14 protein-coding genes and 3 tRNA genes are annotated in these 15,672 nt (G+C 73.2%); 10 read left to right on the forward strand and 7 right to left on the reverse strand.

Annotation, left to right across the window (positions count from 1 at the left end; translation table 11 throughout):
* Positions 1 to 177: 177 nt before the first annotated feature.
* Both E1193_RS21945 and E1193_RS21950 read right to left on the reverse strand, forming a co-directional pair.
* On the reverse strand, positions 178 to 1,041 hold the full coding sequence (locus E1193_RS21945; protein ID WP_132185074.1) for a 3-methyladenine DNA glycosylase: 864 nt from the start codon (positions 1,039 to 1,041) through the stop codon (positions 178 to 180).
* Positions 1,042 to 1,074: 33 nt separating this feature from the next.
* Positions 1,075 to 2,559, reverse strand: coding sequence for a hypothetical protein (locus E1193_RS21950; protein WP_132185075.1), 1,485 nt, complete (start codon positions 2,557 to 2,559; stop codon positions 1,075 to 1,077).
* Between the two features lie 165 nt (positions 2,560 to 2,724).
* On the opposite strand from E1193_RS21950, the gene E1193_RS21955 reads away from it, so the two are divergent.
* The 4 genes from E1193_RS21955 to E1193_RS21970 all read left to right on the forward strand — a co-directional run bounded on the left by E1193_RS21955 (position 2,725) and on the right by E1193_RS21970 (position 4,190).
* Positions 2,725 to 3,528 carry a fumarylacetoacetate hydrolase family protein gene (locus tag E1193_RS21955; protein WP_132185076.1) on the forward strand — a complete coding sequence of 268 codons (804 nt, stop codon included), beginning with the start codon at positions 2,725 to 2,727 and terminating at the stop codon, positions 3,526 to 3,528.
* A gap of 106 nt (positions 3,529 to 3,634) precedes the next feature.
* Positions 3,635 to 3,706: transfer RNA gene (locus E1193_RS21960), tRNA-Gln, on the forward strand.
* Between the two features lie 136 nt (positions 3,707 to 3,842).
* Positions 3,843 to 3,915: transfer RNA gene (locus E1193_RS21965), tRNA-Glu, on the forward strand.
* Between the two features lie 202 nt (positions 3,916 to 4,117).
* A tRNA-Glu gene (locus tag E1193_RS21970) sits at positions 4,118 to 4,190 on the forward strand.
* Positions 4,191 to 4,427: 237 nt separating this feature from the next.
* Here E1193_RS21970 and E1193_RS21975 read toward each other — a convergent pair.
* Positions 4,428 to 5,114: an IclR family transcriptional regulator gene (locus E1193_RS21975; protein WP_088977837.1), complete on the reverse strand. Its 687-nt coding sequence runs from the start codon at positions 5,112 to 5,114 to the stop codon at positions 4,428 to 4,430.
* A gap of 49 nt (positions 5,115 to 5,163) precedes the next feature.
* On the opposite strand from E1193_RS21975, the gene leuC reads away from it, so the two are divergent.
* The 3 genes from leuC to E1193_RS21990 all read left to right on the forward strand — a co-directional run bounded on the left by leuC (position 5,164) and on the right by E1193_RS21990 (position 8,029).
* Positions 5,164 to 6,606, forward strand: a complete 1,443-nt coding sequence (gene leuC, locus E1193_RS21980) for a 3-isopropylmalate dehydratase large subunit (protein WP_132185077.1) — start codon at positions 5,164 to 5,166, stop codon at positions 6,604 to 6,606.
* Positions 6,607 to 6,621: 15 nt separating this feature from the next.
* On the forward strand, positions 6,622 to 7,209 hold the full coding sequence (gene leuD, locus E1193_RS21985) for a 3-isopropylmalate dehydratase small subunit (protein WP_132185078.1): 588 nt from the start codon (positions 6,622 to 6,624) through the stop codon (positions 7,207 to 7,209).
* A gap of 172 nt (positions 7,210 to 7,381) precedes the next feature.
* Positions 7,382 to 8,029 carry an HU family DNA-binding protein gene (locus E1193_RS21990; RefSeq protein ID WP_207922802.1) on the forward strand — a complete coding sequence of 216 codons (648 nt, stop codon included), beginning with the start codon at positions 7,382 to 7,384 and terminating at the stop codon, positions 8,027 to 8,029.
* 190 nt (positions 8,030 to 8,219) lie between these two features.
* Here E1193_RS21990 and E1193_RS21995 read toward each other — a convergent pair whose 3' ends face one another.
* From E1193_RS21995 to cofC, 4 genes are read right to left on the reverse strand one after another with little or no spacing between them, the layout of a single operon-like run.
* Positions 8,220 to 9,104, reverse strand: coding sequence for an NUDIX hydrolase (locus E1193_RS21995; protein ID WP_132185079.1), 885 nt, complete (start codon positions 9,102 to 9,104; stop codon positions 8,220 to 8,222).
* 39 nt (positions 9,105 to 9,143) lie between these two features.
* Complete coding sequence (locus E1193_RS22000; RefSeq protein WP_132185080.1) at positions 9,144 to 11,444, reverse strand: RNA degradosome polyphosphate kinase; 2,301 nt, start codon at positions 11,442 to 11,444, stop codon at positions 9,144 to 9,146.
* Between the two features lie 54 nt (positions 11,445 to 11,498).
* Positions 11,499 to 11,696 (reverse strand): cold-shock protein, encoded by a 198-nt coding sequence (locus E1193_RS22005; protein WP_132185081.1) that lies wholly within the window; start codon positions 11,694 to 11,696, stop codon positions 11,499 to 11,501.
* A 23-nt stretch (positions 11,697 to 11,719) separates the two neighbouring features.
* Complete coding sequence (gene cofC / locus E1193_RS22010; RefSeq protein ID WP_132185082.1) at positions 11,720 to 12,340, reverse strand: 2-phospho-L-lactate guanylyltransferase; 621 nt, start codon at positions 12,338 to 12,340, stop codon at positions 11,720 to 11,722.
* 114 nt (positions 12,341 to 12,454) lie between these two features.
* On the opposite strand from cofC, the gene E1193_RS22015 reads away from it, so the two are divergent.
* The 3 genes from E1193_RS22015 (at position 12,455) to E1193_RS22025 (ending at position 15,518) form a co-directional block, all read left to right on the forward strand.
* Positions 12,455 to 13,180, forward strand: a complete 726-nt coding sequence (locus E1193_RS22015; protein ID WP_132185083.1) for a lysophospholipid acyltransferase family protein — start codon at positions 12,455 to 12,457, stop codon at positions 13,178 to 13,180.
* Between the two features lie 67 nt (positions 13,181 to 13,247).
* Positions 13,248 to 14,252 carry an NAD(P)H-dependent glycerol-3-phosphate dehydrogenase gene (locus E1193_RS22020; RefSeq protein ID WP_132185084.1) on the forward strand — a complete coding sequence of 335 codons (1,005 nt, stop codon included), beginning with the start codon at positions 13,248 to 13,250 and terminating at the stop codon, positions 14,250 to 14,252.
* A gap of 132 nt (positions 14,253 to 14,384) precedes the next feature.
* Positions 14,385 to 15,518, forward strand: coding sequence for a cystathionine gamma-lyase (locus tag E1193_RS22025; protein WP_132185085.1), 1,134 nt, complete (start codon positions 14,385 to 14,387; stop codon positions 15,516 to 15,518).
* Positions 15,519 to 15,672 lie beyond the last annotated feature (154 nt).

Below are 15,672 nucleotides of genomic sequence, written 5' to 3' on the forward strand. Positions count from 1 at the left end.
GCCTTCTGACCGTCCCCTGTCCCTGACCGGCGCGGGCGCCGCGCCGGGTACGCCGATCCTGGCTTGCGGCAGTCTGCGGTGTCTCGCTGGGAGGACACCGCGGACTTGCCGCAAACGGGGACGCCCGCACGCCGGACGGGCGGCGTGCGTACCCCGGACCCTGTCGGATGCGGGCTGTCAGGCCAGCGCCGTCAACAGACGGGAGCGGAGCACGGCCGCCCGTTCGGCGAAGCCCCGCTGCGCCGTGGCGTACTCGGCCCGGCCCTCGGGGGTCTCCACCCGCACCGGGGGATACCCGAGGGCGGCCAGATCGTACGGGCTGGCCCGCATGTCCAGCGCCCGGATCTCGCGCGCCAGCGCGAAGCAGTCCGCCACCAGCTCGCTCGGTACCAACGGCGAGAGCTTGTACGCCCACTTGTAGAGGTCCATGTTGGCGTGCAGACAGCCCGGCTGCTCCAACGCGTGCTGGCTCTCCCTGGTCGGGGTGAGCAGGTTCAGCGGCCGGGCCGGCGCCGTGAAGAACCGGTACGCGTCGAAGTGGCTGCACCGCACACCCCGCTCCTCGACCACCGCCGCCGTCCGTTCCGGGCTCAGCCGCAACGGCCAGGCGCCGTGCCGGACCTCCTCCCGGGTCTGCCGGTACACCATCGCCCACTCGTGCATCCCGAAGCAGCCCAGGTGCGCCGGGCGGCCGGCGGTGGCGGCGAGCAGGTGACGGATCCAGGCGATCGTATCGGCGCGGCGCTCGCGTACCCGATCGGTGTCGAGGGTGACCCCGGCGGCGTCGGCGCGGTAGTCCCGCCCGAACTCGGCCGGGTCGGCGTCGCGCAGCAGCATCCCGGGCCCCGGATGCCAGCGCCGAAGCTGGGCCGGGCGATACGCGTAGTAGGTGAAGAGAAAGTCCTCCACCGGATGTTTCCGGCCCAGCCGCCGACGGGCCAGGTGCGGCGCCAGCCAGGCGTCCACCCGCTCCTCGTGCGCGCGCCGCCGGGCCCGCCAGTCGGCCGTGTCGAGGGTGGCGGGTGCGGGGGCGGCGGTCACCGAACCAGGGTACGACCGCCGCTGCCCCGCCGGTCAGGGCACGTCCACCCGCACCCCGGCGGAGAAAACCCCGCTGCGCAGCTCGAGCTGTTCTGGCTTCCGCGCCCCGTTGACGGTGAACACCAACGGCACCACCACTCGGCTGCCCGCCGCCACCGGCTGCGCGAAGACATCCCGGCCCAGGTTGAGCCGCCGGGTCGCGTCCTGGTCGGTGCTGACCCAGTTGCCGCCAGGCAGGTAGGCGCGTTGCAGGTCGCCGTGCCAGACCTGCTGCTCGGAGGTGACGTTGCGCACCCCGACTGCGGCGTGGCACCGCCGGCCCGACCCGGCGCCGGTTTCGCAGGCCACCCGGTAGACGGTGAACTCGAACGACTGCTCCCGCAGGGGCGACCCGAGGGTGCCGGTCGTGCTCCGTCCGACCCACGCGCCGCTGCTGGGCGGTTTGTCCGTGTCGATGGCGGCCACCTCCCGTGTTGTGGTGAACACCGCCGCGGAGACCACCCCGGCGAGTACCACCGCGACCACCCCGACGATCGCCCACCCGGGTGGCCGGCGACGGCTGCCCGGCCTGCCGGGGGCGGCCGGTCGCGGGTAGACGGTTCCTCCGCCGGGTGCACCCGGCCCACCGGCGGTCGGTGGGGCACCCGCCGTGGCGGGCGCGACGCCGGTCGGTTCGATGCCGGCACGTCGTCGCCGTATGCGCAGCCAGCCCCAGACCACTCCGGCGCCCAGCAGGGGCAACGCGACCAGGGCGGCGGCCAGGACCGGCGGCCGTCGCCAGGCCGGGGCAGCCTCCTCGGCCTGCGCCGCCGGGTTCGCCGCCGGCTGCCAGGTGGCGGTGGCGCAGTCGTACGGCCGGTTGCCGTCGCTGGTGAAGGCGCAGGCCGGTGCGGTGATCGCCCGGCCGGGCGCGGTCTGTGCGAGCGCCGTCTGGACGGTGCTGGTGCCCCGGGCCGGAAGCCGCAGCCGCCAGGTGACCTCCCCGGTGCCCTGCGGTCCGGCAGCCCGGCTGACCCGACCGCCGGCGCTCACCGCGGTCGTCGACGTACCCGCCGGCAGTTCCTGCCGCACCACGGCGTCGACGGGGGTGCTGCCGCCGTTGCGCACCTGGATCCGGTAGCCCGGCGTCGGAGTCCCGGCGGCCGTCACCGCCACCGTGACCGTTGGGGCCGCCCGGGGTACTCCCGGATCGGCCGTGGTGGCCATGCCCGGGGCCGGGACCGCCGGTGTCACCGGGATCACCGCTCCGCTGGCCGCCGCCCCGGGTACCCGGGGTACACCCGGCGTCGGCCGGGCCACGCCGGCCGGCTGTGCCGCGACTGCCCCGTCGCGTGGTGGCGCGGGAGTCGCGGCCGGGACCGGACGGGCCAGCGATGCCGGCGTCGCCGGGGCCACCGCCGGGGTGGCTTCGGCGCTGGTCGGGGACGCCGCCGTGGGCAGGGCCGGCACGGCGGCGAGGACGCCCAGGCCGTGCACGAGCACGGCGAGGGTTCTGTGGTGTCGTCTCGATGCGGGCATGCGAACGAACCTCCGGAGCCGACGCTAGGGGGCGGGCCCTTCCGGCCGGGTACGAAGTGCCGAATCTCGCCCCCACCGGCCGCGCCTGGCGTACGCTGCGCCGACGCCGCCGGTGTCCGGGGCGTCGCCGGACTCCGGGCCTGCCGGCGGGGCTAGATTGACCTGGTGCGTATCGCTCGTTTTGCTCATGCCAAGGGAATGTCGTTCGGGGTCGTCGAGGGCGAGCCGGGTGGCGGGCCGCAGGCCCTGACCATCGCCGAGATCGAGGGCCATCCATTCGGGCGGATCCAGTTCACCGGCGCCCGGTGGGCGCTCTCCGACGTCCGGCTGCTCTCGCCGATTCTGCCCAGCAAGGTGGTCTGCGTTGGGCGCAACTACGCCGAGCACGCCGCGGAGCATGGCAGCGAGGTGCCGAAGGAACCGCTGCTCTTCCTCAAGCCCTCCACCTCGGTGATCGGGCCGCGGGACGCGATCCGGTTGCCGATCTTCTCGAAGCTGGTGGAGCACGAGGCGGAACTGGCCGTGGTGATCGGTGCTCCCGGTGCGCGACGGGCCGACCGGGCCACCGCCGAGCAGGCGATCTTCGGCTACACCTGCGCCAACGACGTCACCGCCCGGGACCTCCAGCGCTCGGATGAGCAGTGGACCCGGGCCAAGGGCTTCGACTCGTTCTGCCCGATCGGCCCCTGGATCACCACCGGGCTGGACGTCTCCGACCTGGAGGTCCGCTGTGAGGTGGGCCGTAACCCCGAGGAGATGGAGGTCCGCCAGCTGGGCCGGACCAAGGACATGGTCTTCGACGTGCCGGCCCTGGTGTCGTACATCTCGCACGTGATGACGCTGCTGCCGGGCGACGTGGTGCTGACCGGCACCCCGGCGGGGGTTAGTCCGCTCACCGAGGGGGATACGGTAACCGTGCGGATCGAGGGGATCGGCGAGCTCACCAACCCGGTGGTCCCGGTCGCCTGATCCCTCTGATGTCCTGTTTCCGCAGGTCAGATGCGGTTCGGGGGGTTGGATTTGGCCTGTTGGCGCTGGGAGGGTAAAGTTCTTTCTCGGCGCCGCAAGGGGCCAATGGGGTATGGGGTAATTGGCAGCCCGACTGATTCTGGTTCAGTTAGTCTAGGTTCGAGTCCTGGTACCCCAGCGCAGCCGCGGATTCGCGAGAATCCCGGACGCTGGATTCTGGCGGAGTTCGATCTCCGCCCCTCCTCGGGGCGGAGATGATCTCTGATAGAGTGCAGCTTCCTCACCGGCCTCGGTGGGGAAGCGAAAAGTGTTCTGGCCCCGTCGTCTAGCGGCCCAGGACGCCGCCCTCTCAAGGCGGTAGCGCCGGTTCGAATCCGGTCGGGGCTACAGCGTTGGCAGCCCGTCCCACCCAGTGGGGCGGGCTTCTTTGCGTCCCGGGCTTCTTTGCGTCTTGAGCCTGGCTGCGGTGGTTGCGGCGCCTGCTGTCACCCCGGACTTGTGCGGGGACCCCCTCGCGGCGGCGAACGGCGGTGCCGCTAGACTACTACCGCGCCGCCCGTCGCGGGTGGTGCGGTGGGAAAAACTGCCTGGCCCCGTCGTCTAGCGGCCCAGGACGCCGCCCTCTCAAGGCGGTAGCGCCGGTTCGAATCCGGTCGGGGCTACAACCAGGAACGGCCCGCCTCGCTCCCGCGAGGCGGGCCGTTCCTCTTTCCGCCGATCGCCCCTCATCGCCCGAAAAGTTTGCGTGCGTGCCTCGCCGCGTCGCCATCGCCGATGCGCCGGTGGCTGTCGTGGGTGCCCACCGCGCGCAGCGCGCCGCCACCCCCCCGCTGACCGGTGGCAGCGCCACATTCCCGGCACCGCTGGGTTCGGCCGGTCGGTCGGGGGCGGGCGGCGGTTCAGAGGCCGGAGAGGCGTTGGCCGGCGCGGACGACGGCCATGGCGTGGCGTTCGCCGGGACGGCGGCCGAGGCGCTCGATCGGGCCGGAGATGCTGATCGCGGCGATCACCCGGCCGGTGCGGTCCCGGATCGGCGCGGAGACGCTCGCCACACCCGCCTCGCGTTCGGCGACGCTCTGCGCCCAGCCTCGGCGGCGCACCTCGGCGAGGGTGCGGCCGGTGAACTTGGAGCGTGGCAGCAGCGGCATCACCGCCTCCGGCGGCTCCCAGGCGAGCAGGATCTGCGCCGCGGAGCCCGCCGTCATCGGCAGCACCGAACCGACCGGCACGGTGTCCCGCAGGCCGCTGGCGCGCTCGGCGGCGGCCACGCAGACCCGCTCGTCGGCACGGCGCAGGTAGAGTTGGGCGCTCTCGCCGGTGGCGTCGCGCAGTGCGGCCAGCAGCGGTTCGGCCGCGGTCAGCAGCACGTCCGGGGCGGCGTTGGCCAGCTCGCCGAGCCGTGGCCCGGGCCGCCAGCGGCCCTGGGTGTCCCGGACCAGCATCCGGTGGATCTCCAGCGCCTGCGCCAACCGGTGCGCGGTGGCCCGGGGCAGCTTGGTGCGTTCAACGAGTTCGGCCAGGCTGGCGCCGTCGACGCAGGCGGCCAGGATGACCACCGCCTTGTCGAGGACGCCGACACCGCTCATACTGTGTCCCACAAGCCGAAACTTACCTCCCAGAATTTAGGATGTCCAGATGGTGGGAGACACTCGACCGAGGACCCTGGCCGAGAAGGTCTGGGACGCGCACGTGGTACGGACCGCCGAGGGTGAACCGGACCTGCTCTACATCGACCTGCACCTGCTGCACGAGGTGACGAGCCCGCAGGCCTTCGACGGGCTGCGCCTGGCCGGCCGCGGGGTGCGCCGACCCGATCTCACGCTCGCGACCGAGGATCACAACACCCCGACCGGGTACGACGATCCGTCGTTCCGGCTGCGCCGTGGTGACCTGCTCACCATCGCGGATCCGACCTCGCGTACGCAGATCGAGACGCTGCGCCGCAACTGCGCCGAGTTCGGCCTGCGGCTGCACCCCCTCGGCGACGAGAACCAGGGGATCGTGCACGTCATCGGCCCGCAGCTCGGCGTCACCCAGCCCGGCATGACCATCGTCTGTGGCGATTCCCACACCGCCACCCACGGCGCCTTCGGGGCGCTCGCCTTCGGCATCGGCACCAGTGAGGTCGAGCACGTCCTGGCCACCCAGACGCTGCCGCAGGCCCGGCCGAAGACCATGGCGGTGAACGTCACCGGCGAGCTGGCCCCCGGGGTCACCGCCAAGGACCTCGTCCTTGCGCTGATCACCCAGGTCGGCACGGGCGGCGGGCGCGGCCACATCGTCGAGTACCGGGGCGAGGCCATCCGCCGGCTCTCCATGGAGGGGCGGATGACGGTGGCCAACATGTCCATCGAGTGGGGCGCCAAGGCCGGCCTGATCGCGCCGGACGAGACCACCTTCGCGTACCTCAGGGGTCGGCCGCACGCCCCGCATGGCGCGCAGTGGGACGCGGCGGTCGCGTACTGGCGGACCCTGCCCACCGACGAGGGGGCGACCTTCGACGCCGAGGTGACCCTGGACGCCAGCCGGATCACCCCCTTCGTCACCTGGGGCACCAACCCGGGCCAGGGAGCGCCGCTCGGCGCGGTCGTGCCGAACCCGGAGGAGTTCGTCACCGAGGCGGAACGGACCGCCGCCCACCGGGCTCTGGAGTACATGGACGTCACCCCCGGCACCCCGCTGCGTGACCTCGCGGTGGACGTGGTCTTCGTCGGCTCCTGCACCAACGGCCGGCTGGAGGACCTGCGCGCCGCCGCCGACGTGCTGCGCGGGCACCGGGTCGCCGACGGCGTACGGATGCTCGTGGTGCCCGGCAGCGCGGCCGTCCGGGAGGCGGCCGAGGCGGAAGGGCTGGACAAGGTCTTCGTCGACGCCGGCGCCGAGTGGCGCTTCGCCGGCTGCTCCATGTGCCTCGGGATGAACCCCGACACGCTCAAGCCCGGCCAGCGTTCCGCCTCGACCTCCAACCGCAACTTCGAGGGACGGCAGGGCCGGGGCGGGCGAACCCACCTGGTGTCCCCGCCGGTCGCCGCCGCCACCGCGGTGGTCGGCCGGCTCGCCGCCCCCGCCGACCTGTAGAAGGGCAGCCGAGAGATGGACAAGTTCACCACCCACACCGGCACCGCGTTGCCGCTGCGGCGGTCCAACGTGGACACCGATCAGATCATCCCGGCCGTGTACCTCAAGCGGGTGACCCGGACCGGTTTCGCCGACGGGCTCTTCAGCGCGTGGCGGGAAGATCCGCAATTCGTGCTCAACGATCCCGCATATTCCGGTGCGTCGATTCTCGTGGCCGGTCCCGAGTTCGGCACCGGATCGTCTCGGGAACACGCGGTGTGGGCGCTGCGCGACTGGGGGTTCCAGGCGGTGATCTCCCCCCGCTTCGGTGACATCTTCCGCGGCAACGCGCTCAAGGAGGGGCTCCTTCCGGTCGAGTTGGAATTGAAAGCGGTCGAGGAGATATGGGAGCGGACCGAGTCCGACCCGACCACGCCTCTCACCGTCGACCTGACCACCCGTGAGGTCCGGCTCGGTGGCTCCCGCTGGTCGTTCCCGCTGGACGACCACAGCCGCTGGCGGCTGATGGAGGGCTTGGACGACATTGGACTCACCCTCCGGCACGAGGCGGAGATCAGCGACTACGAGGCTTCCCGACCGTCGTTCAAGCCCGCCGTCGCATAGCCGAACGTCCCACGGTTCCTTGGTTCTCGCCCCCACCGGGTCGCCCGGTGGGGGCGAATCCGTTACGACACAAGGGCTTTTTTCCACCGAATGTTTGTGTCCAGGCAGCACAGGGCATACCGTGCGCGCAGAATGGCTCGCGTCGAGTCAGTCGCACAATCGGGAGGAAGTCGTGAACAAGGCCGAGCTCATCGAGGCGCTCGCCGCTCGCCTGGGGGACCGGAAGACGGCGACGGCCGCGCTTGACGCGGTCCTCACTGAGGTCCAGGCGGCGGTCACCAAGGGCGAGAAGGTGGCGATCACCGGTTTCGGAGCGTTCGAAAAGCGCGTCCGAGGTGCCCGAACAGCCCGCAACCCGCGTACCGGTGAGGCGGTGAAGGTCAAGAAGACATCCGTCCCGACCTTCCGTCCGGGTGCCGGATTCAAGGAGATGGTCGCCAGCGGCAAGGTGCCGAAGGCCGCGGCCCCGGCCAAGAAGACCGCCACGGCGGCCGCCAGGACCACTGGCGCGAAGGCGACCGGGGCGAAGGCGACGGCGGCGAAGAAGACCACCGCCACGCCCGCCAGGAAGACCACCGCGACCAAGGCGGCCAAGACCACCGCGACCAAGGCGGCCACGACGAAGGCCGCCCCGGCGAAGAAGACCACGGCCGCGAGCAAGGCCGCCGCGACCAAGAAGACCACCACGGCCGCGAGCAAGGCCGCCGCGACCAAGAAGACCACGGCGGCGAAGAAGACCACGGCGGCGAAGAAGAGCACCGCCGCGAAGAGCACCACGGCCAAGAAGGCGCCGGCGAAGAAGTCCGCCGCCAAGCGCTGAACGTCGGCGTACCAAGGAGAAGGGCGTCCACCGCGACGGTGGGCGCCCTTCTCCTTCGTGCCGGCCGGAAACGGACGCCCGCCACACGGCCGGCGAGCCGAGGGGCGCGGCGACCGCCCGACGGGCCGATGGGCGGGCGACCGCCCGGTGAACGCACCGACCGCCCGGTGAGACGGCCGTGCCCAGCCGGTCAGAATCGGTCGGCGGCGAGCAGCCGGTCGGCGGTGAAGGCGAGCAGCCAGCCGCCGCCCTTCGGGGTGGTGAAGTCCCCGGCCCGGCCGGTCAGCCGTTCCAGCACACCCGGGATCACCTTGCCCTGGCCGCACAGGCCGACCGGTTCGCCGGCGGCGGCGAGCGACAACAGCCGGCCGGCGGCCGCCAACGCGCACTCCTCGCGTTGCTGGCCCGGACGCGGCTCGTCCAGGTCGCCGCACGCCTCGATCGGCAGGTCGAGCCGGGCCGCCGCCGGGCCGAGGGTCTGCACGCAGCGGCGTACCGACGCGGACAGCAGCCGGGTGGGGCGAACCAGCGCCACCAGCGGCGCCAGCGCCTCGGCCTGGGCCCATCCTTCGGCGTCCAGCGGCCGGCTGTCGTCCGGGCCGGACCACGTGCCCCGTTTGCCGGCGAGCGCGTGCCGGACCAGGGCGATCGTCGTGGTCACCGGGGGCAGCGCGGCGAACGCGGTCAACACCTGCGCGTCGTGCGGGTAGCTGACCAGCCGCACCGCCTCGTCGACGGCGAGCCAGCACACGTCGTCGACCTCGGTCCCCGGCTGGAAACCGCCCGTGCCCACCGCCCGCATCGACCAGTAGTCGACCGTCTTCGGTCGGCCCTCGCTGCGATAGCGGACGGTCGGGAGCCGGACCTGCGGAACGGCGCGCACGTCGCTCTCCTCGGCCACCTCGCGGACAGCGGCCAGCAACGGGTGCTCCCCCGGCTCCAGCTTGCCCTTCGGCAGCGACCAGTCGCCGTAGCGGGGGCGGTGCACCAGGCAGACCTCGAAGCCGCCGTCGGAGTCCGGCCGCCAGACCACGCCGCCCGCCGCCCGGATGCCCACCGGTTCCTCGTCCACCATCCGGCCACCATACGTCCGCCGCCACCGAGACGGGTGCGCTCAGCCGGCCGTGCCGCCCACCCGGCGCAGCAGCAGCTCCTGGAGGGCCGCCACGGGTGTGCCGGCACGCCGGGTCCAGGTGCCGTCGGCCGCCAGCTCGAAGGCCTCCACCTCGGGGCCGAACGCGGCGGTCAGCACGTGGTCCAGTTCGGCCCGGGCCACCGGATCGCTCACCTGCACCAGCGCCTCCACCCGCCGGTCCAGGTTACGGTGCATCAGGTCCGCCGACCCCATCCAGAACTCGGCGTCGCCGTTGTTGCCGAACCGGAAGATCCGCGAGTGCTCCAGGAACCGGCCGAGGATCGACCGGACCCGGATGTTCTCCGACAGCCCCGGCACTCCCGGCCGTAGCGTGCACATGCCCCGGATCAGCAGGTCCACGTGCACGCCGGCCCGGGACGCCCGGTACAGCGCGTCGGTGAGCTCCTCGTCGACCAGCGCGTTCACCTTGAACTGCACCAGCCCCGGCATGCCGAGCCGGACGTGGGTGATCTCCCGTTCGATCCGCTCGACCAGGCCGCGGCGGATGCCCTGCGGCGCCACCAGCAGCCGCCGGTACGCGGTCTGCCGGCTGTACCCGGTCAGCACGTTGAACAGGTCGGTGAGGTCCGCGCCGATCTCCGGGTCGGCGGTGAGCACCCCGAAGTCCTCGTACAACCGCGCCGTCTTGGGGTGGTAGTTGCCGGTGCCGATGTGGCAGTACCGGCGGATCTGGTTGCCCTCCTGGCGTACCACCAGCGCGGTCTTGCAGTGCGTCTTGAGGCCGACCAGGCCGTAGACGACATGGCAGCCAGCCCGTTCCAGGGTGCGCGCCCAGCCGATGTTGGCCACCTCGTCGAAGCGGGCCTTCACCTCCACCAGCACCACCACCTGTTTGCCCGCGGCGGCCGCGTCGACCAGCGCGTCGACGATCGGGGAGTCGCCGCTGGTGCGGTACAGGGTCTGCTTGATGGCGAGCACGTTCGGGTCGGCGGCGGCCTGCTCGATGAAGCGCTGCACGCTGGTGGCGAACGAGTGGTACGGGTGGTGCACCAGCACGTCACCGTCGCGCAGGGTGGCGAAGACACTGCGAGGCACCTCACCCTCGGCGAGCCGGGGGTGGGTGGCCGGCACGAACGGCGGGTCCTTCAGGTCGGGGCGGTCGGCCTCGCCGTACAGCTGCCACAGCGCCGACAGGTCCAGCAGCCCGGGCACCCGGAGCACGTCGTGGTCGTCCATGTCCAGCTCGCGGACGAGCAGCTCCAGCATGTGGTCGGAGATGGACGCGGCGACCTCCAGGCGTACCGGCGGGCCGAAGCGGCGCCGGGCCAGTTCCCGTTCCAACGCCTGGAGCAGATCCTCGTCGCGGTCCTCGTCGACCTCCACCTCGGCGTTGCGGGTCACCCGGAACAGGTGGCACTCGACCACATGCATGCCGGAGAAGAGCTGGCCCAGGTGCACCGAGATCAGCTCCTCGACCGGCAGCACCCGCAGCCCGGGCCGGTCCCGGGCGACCCGGACGAAGCGCGGCACGTTGTTCGGCACCTTGACCCGGGCGAACAGTTCGGAGCCGCCGTCCGGGTCGCGGACCGCGACCGCCAGGTTCAGCGATCGCCCCGAGATGTACGGGAACGGGTGCGCCGGGTCCACCGCGAGCGGGGTGAGTACCGGGAAGATGTGCTCGCGGAAGTAGGTGCGCAGTCGTTCCCGCTCCGGGTCGTCCAGCTCCGCCCAGCGCAGGATGCGCACGTTCTCGGCGGCCAGCCCGGGCTGCACGTCGTCGACGAAGCAGGCGGCGTGCCGGGCCACCAGGTCGGCGCTCCGCTCGGCGATCAGCTCCAGCTGGGTCCGCAGCGGCAGCCGGTCCCCGCCGCGGACCGGCAGACCGGCGGAGAGGCGACGCTTCAGCCCGGCCACCCGCACCATGTAGAACTCGTCGAGGTTGCTGGCGAAGATGGCCAGGAACTTGGCCCGTTCCAGCAGCGGGGTGCGCGGGTCCTCGGCCAGGGCCAGGACCCGGGCGTTGAAGTCGAGCCAGGACAGCTCCCGGTTGAGGAAGCGGTCCTCGGGCAGCGGCTCGGCGGCCGGGTCCTCGGGGGTGGCCGGCGCCGACCGCTCGCCGGCGTCGAGCACCTCATCCAGGCCGGCGGAGGCGCCGGCGGCGTTCGTGCCCGGGGCGTCGGGTGTCGTGTCGGGGACGGCCTCGGTGGCGCGGGACGGGCGGAACCGTCCGTCGGCGGCACGCCGCCGGGTGCCGTTGCCGGCGGCGGTGGGATCGGCTTCGGGAGACGGGTTGGCGGCGGGCTCGCGAGGGGTGCTCACCGGCTCATAATCACCCGATCACGGTTAACTCAAAATGAACTTGCGCCAGGCGGCTCAGGCCATCGTCGGGAATGTCACCCGCTCGACCTCGCCGTCCGAATCGGTCTCCACCCGCAGCCGCTGGCCGAGGCGCAGCAGCCGCAGCCCGGAAGCGTCGAAGGCGCGCGCCGGAAAGGCCAGCTCGGTGCCGTCGTCCAGGAGGAGCACGCCGGTGCGGGTCTGCGCGTCGAAGGTCGCCACGGTGCCCTGCATGCCAGCACCGTACACCGGCGGGGTCAGGCCCGCGGCACGGTCAGCGACGCGCTGCGCGGCCCCAGTCCGAGCCGGGCGGCGGCGGCCAGGTCCGCAGCGGTGTCGACGTCCCGCCGCAGGCTGGGCCAGTCGCCGGTGAGGGCAAGCGCCCCGCTGCCCCGGTGGGCCGCCGCCGAGCCGACCCCGAACCGGGGATCCAACGGCACCCCGGGCGGCGCGGCCAGCAGCACGGTGCCGGTTCCCGGGGCGTCGGCCACGAAGTGGCGTACCACCGGGTCGGCGGCCGCGCGCAGGGCGGCGGCCAACTCGGCCGGGCGCAGCGCCGGAAGGTCCGCGGTGAGGCCGGCCACCCACGGGCGGCCGGCGAGCCGCGCGCCGTGTCGGAAGGCGGCGTTGAGCCCGGCCTCCGGCGGGTCGGGCACCGCCCGCGCGCCCGCCGCCCCGGCCTCGGCCGCCACCACCGGATCGGCGGTGACCACCAGGACCTCGGCCACCGCGGGGCAGGCCAGCGCCGCGCGGACCGTGTCGGCCGCCAGAGCCAGCGCCAGCTCCTCGTGGGGTACGACCGGCAGCGCGCCCCGCAACCGGCTCTTCGCCGCGTCGAGACGCTTCACCGGCACCACCACGGTCCAGGTCGGCTGCACGCGACAATCCTGCCAGCGCCCCCGACCGGTACCCGCACTGGCCGCGCCCGGGGCGAGCAGGCATGATTTCCGCTGCGGGCACGCCGCGGGGTCGCAGGGCGACGAGGAGGCAGGGTGACACGGCGCAGGCTGGGCTTCTGGCAACGGTTCGCCGTGCTGCTGGTCAAGCCCGTGATGCTGGTGTGGACCCGGCGCACCTGGCGCGGGGCCGAGCAGCTACGCCGCGACGGCGGCATCATCATCGTGCCCAACCACCTCTCGCACGCCGACCCGATGGTCTCCGCGCACTTCATCTACGACGCCGGACGCTGGCCGCAGTTTCTCGGCAAGGCCAGCGTCTTCCGGGTTCCGGTGATTGGTTGGATCCTGCACCGCTGCAAGCAGATCCCGGTCGAGCGCGGCACCGTCGACGCGGTCCGGTCGCTGGACAAACTGGTCGCCGCGCTCGCCGCCGGCGGCGCGGTGGTGATCTACCCGGAGGGCACCACCACCCGCCACCCGCAGCTGTGGCCGATGAAGGGCAAGACAGGCGCCGCCCGGCTGGCGCTGGCCACCGGAGCGCCGGTGATCCCGTTGGCGATGTGGGGGCCGGAGAAGCTCTTCGACCCCCGGTCGGCCCGCTTCGGGCTGCGGCCCCGCACCTCGGTGACCGTGGTCGCCGGTCCGCCGGTGGACATGAGCCGGTGGGCTGGCGCCACCCCGAGCCGGGTGGTGCTGGAGGAGATGACCGACCAGATCATGCTGACCCTGCGCGACCTGCTCGCCGACATCCGCGGCGGCACGCCGCCACCGCTGTGGGAACGTCCCGCCCGTCCACGTACTCCCGAGGTGACCGAATGAGCGAGCGAACCGACCGGCCCGGCGCGGTGGCGCCGCACGGCGTCGCCGACCGTGGGGAGGCGACGCCGTGAGCCACGTGGCGGTGCTGGGGGCGGGTTCCTGGGGAACGGCCTTCGCCAAGATCCTCGCCGACGCCGGCCGGGACGTGACGATCTGGGCGCGCCGGGAGTCGGTCGCCGAGGCGATCCGCACCCACCGGCGCAACCCGGACTACCTCACCGACGTCCGGCTGCCCGACCGGGTAACCGCTACCGGCGACGCCGCCAAGGCGATCGCCGGAGCCGAACTGGTGGTGCTGTCGGTGCCGTCGCAGACACTGCGCGGCAACCTCGCCGAGTGGGCGCCCCACCTGGCCCCCGACTCGACCCTGGTCTCCCTGATGAAGGGCATCGAGCTGGGCACCACCAAGCGGATGAGCGAGGTGATCGTGGAGACCGCCCGGGTGAGCCGGGACCGGGTGGTGGTGGTCTCCGGCCCCAACCTGGCGCCCGAGATCGCCGCTGAGCAGCCCGCCGCGACCGTCGTCGCCGGCACCGACACCCGCCGGACCGCGCTGGTGCAGTCGTCGATCCGGACCCCGTACTTCCGGCCGTACACCAACGACGACGTGATCGGCTGCGAGTTGGGCGGCGCGGTGAAGAACGTGATCGCCCTGGCGTACGGCATCGCCACCGCGATGGGCTTCGGCGACAACACCCGGGCCATGCTGATGACCCGCGGGCTCGCCGAGACCGCCCGGCTGGGCGTGGCGCTCGGCGCCGACCCGATCACCTTCGCCGGCCTGGCCGGCATGGGCGACCTGGTCGCCTCCTGCTCGTCGCCGCTGGCCCGCAACCGCACATTCGGCGAGCACCTGGGGCGGGGGGAGAGCCTGGAACAGGCGCAGGCGGCGACCCGGCAGACCGCCGAGGGCGTCAAGAGCTGCCTGTCGATCCGGGACCTGGCGCGGGCACACGGGGTGGAGATGCCGATCACCGAGCAGATCGAGCGGATCTGCCACGAGGGCATGGACCCGCGGCTCGCCGTGGACGCCCTGATGAGCCGGACCGCCAAACCGGAGTCGTACGAGTGAGCGCGAGGAGTGAGCCGGTTTTGCGAGCCCCGCAGTCGCGAGCTGGGGTGGCAGGGTGAGCGCGAGGAGTGAGCCGGTTTTGCGCCCCACAGTCGCGAACGGGAGGCGGGCCAGAGTGAGCCGGGTCGGCGAGTGAGTGGCGACTGGCACGACGGCACCCGCTGCGTGCACGCCGGCCTGCCCGAGCCCGCCCCGGGGGATCCGTTCCTGCCCGGGCCGGTCTTCGCCGCCCCGTACCACCTGGACCCGTGGCAGGGGCCGACCGCCGGTCGCGACGGCTACGGCCGGCCGGACAACCCCACCCGGCGGCTGCTGGAGGCTGCCGTCGGTGAGCTGGAAGGCGGCGAGTGCCGGGTCTTCGCCACCGGGCAGGCGGCCGTCACCGGGTTGCTGTTGGCGCTGCTGCGGCCCGGCGACCGGGTGCTGCTCCCCGCCGACGGCTACTTCCCGGTCCGCGCCTTCGCCACCGGGACGCTGACGGCGATCGGGGTCCGCGTCGGGTTCGTGCCGACCGCCGGGCCGTACCCGCCGTTCGACGGGGTCCGGCTGCTGATGCTGGAGACCCCCGCCAATCCGGGGCTGGACGTGGCCGACGTGGCCGCGCTCGCCGCCGCCGCGCACGCCGCCGGCACGCTGGTGGTGGTCGACAACACCACCGCCACGCCGCTGGGGCAGCGTCCGCTGGAACTCGGCGCCGACCTCGTCGTCGCCTCCGGCACCAAGGCGCTGACCGGCCATTCCGACCTGCTGCTGGGCTACGTAGCGGCCCGCTCGGCGGAGCTGCTGGAGGCTCTTACCACCTGGCGTACCACCACCGGCGCGGTACCCGGCGCGTTCGACGCCTGGCTGGCGCACCGGTCGCTGGCCACCCTGGACCTGCGGCTGGGACGCCAGTCGGCCAACGCGGCGGCCCTCGCCGAGCTGATCGCCGGGCGTGCCGACGTGACCGGGCTGCGTTGGCCGGGCCGGCCGGCGGACCCGGCTTACCCGGTGGCGTCGGCGCAGATGCGGCGGATGCCGGGGGTGCTCTCCTTCGACCTCGGCGACGCCGGACGGGTCGCCCGGTTCGTCGAGGCGTCCCGGCTGGTCGCCGCCGCCACCTCGTTCGGTGGCCTGCACACCACCGCCGACCGGCGGGCGCAGTGGGGCGACGACACCGCCCCGGGCTTCGTCCGCCTCTCCTGCGGGGTGGAGGACACCGCCGACCTGGTGGCCGACGTCGCCGCCGCGTTGGACGCCGCGGGGCCGGCCGGTCCGCTATCGTGATGCCGGCCCGCAGGGGCCCCGACCGGAGGAGGTGAGACCGATCCAGCAGACAGCAGGGCCGGCGCTCCTCCCCAGGCCCCCGTCGCCACGGTAGCGACGGCGGGAGCGCCACGAGCGTTCCCGAGAGGTATCCCATGGCATCGTCGTACCACCC

This window comes from Micromonospora sp. KC606 (assembly GCF_004348675.1).
In the GTDB taxonomy this organism is placed as follows: domain Bacteria; phylum Actinomycetota; class Actinomycetes; order Mycobacteriales; family Micromonosporaceae; genus Micromonospora.

What these genes read in the sequence shown, in the direction of transcription:
- E1193_RS21950 (WP_132185075.1), bottom strand. Translation starts at nt 2,559, where the DNA reads ATGCCCGCATCGAGACGACACCACAGAACCCTCGCCGTGCTCGTGCAC.
- E1193_RS21975 (WP_088977837.1), bottom strand. Translation starts at nt 5,114, where the DNA reads ATGAGCGGTGTCGGCGTCCTCGACAAGGCGGTGGTCATCCTGGCCGCC.
- leuC (WP_132185077.1), top strand. Translation starts at nt 5,164, where the DNA reads ATGGTGGGAGACACTCGACCGAGGACCCTGGCCGAGAAGGTCTGGGAC.
- leuD (WP_132185078.1), top strand. Translation starts at nt 6,622, where the DNA reads ATGGACAAGTTCACCACCCACACCGGCACCGCGTTGCCGCTGCGGCGG.
- E1193_RS21995 (WP_132185079.1), bottom strand. Translation starts at nt 9,104, where the DNA reads ATGGTGGACGAGGAACCGGTGGGCATCCGGGCGGCGGGCGGCGTGGTC.
- E1193_RS22005 (WP_132185081.1), bottom strand. Translation starts at nt 11,696, where the DNA reads ATGCAGGGCACCGTGGCGACCTTCGACGCGCAGACCCGCACCGGCGTG.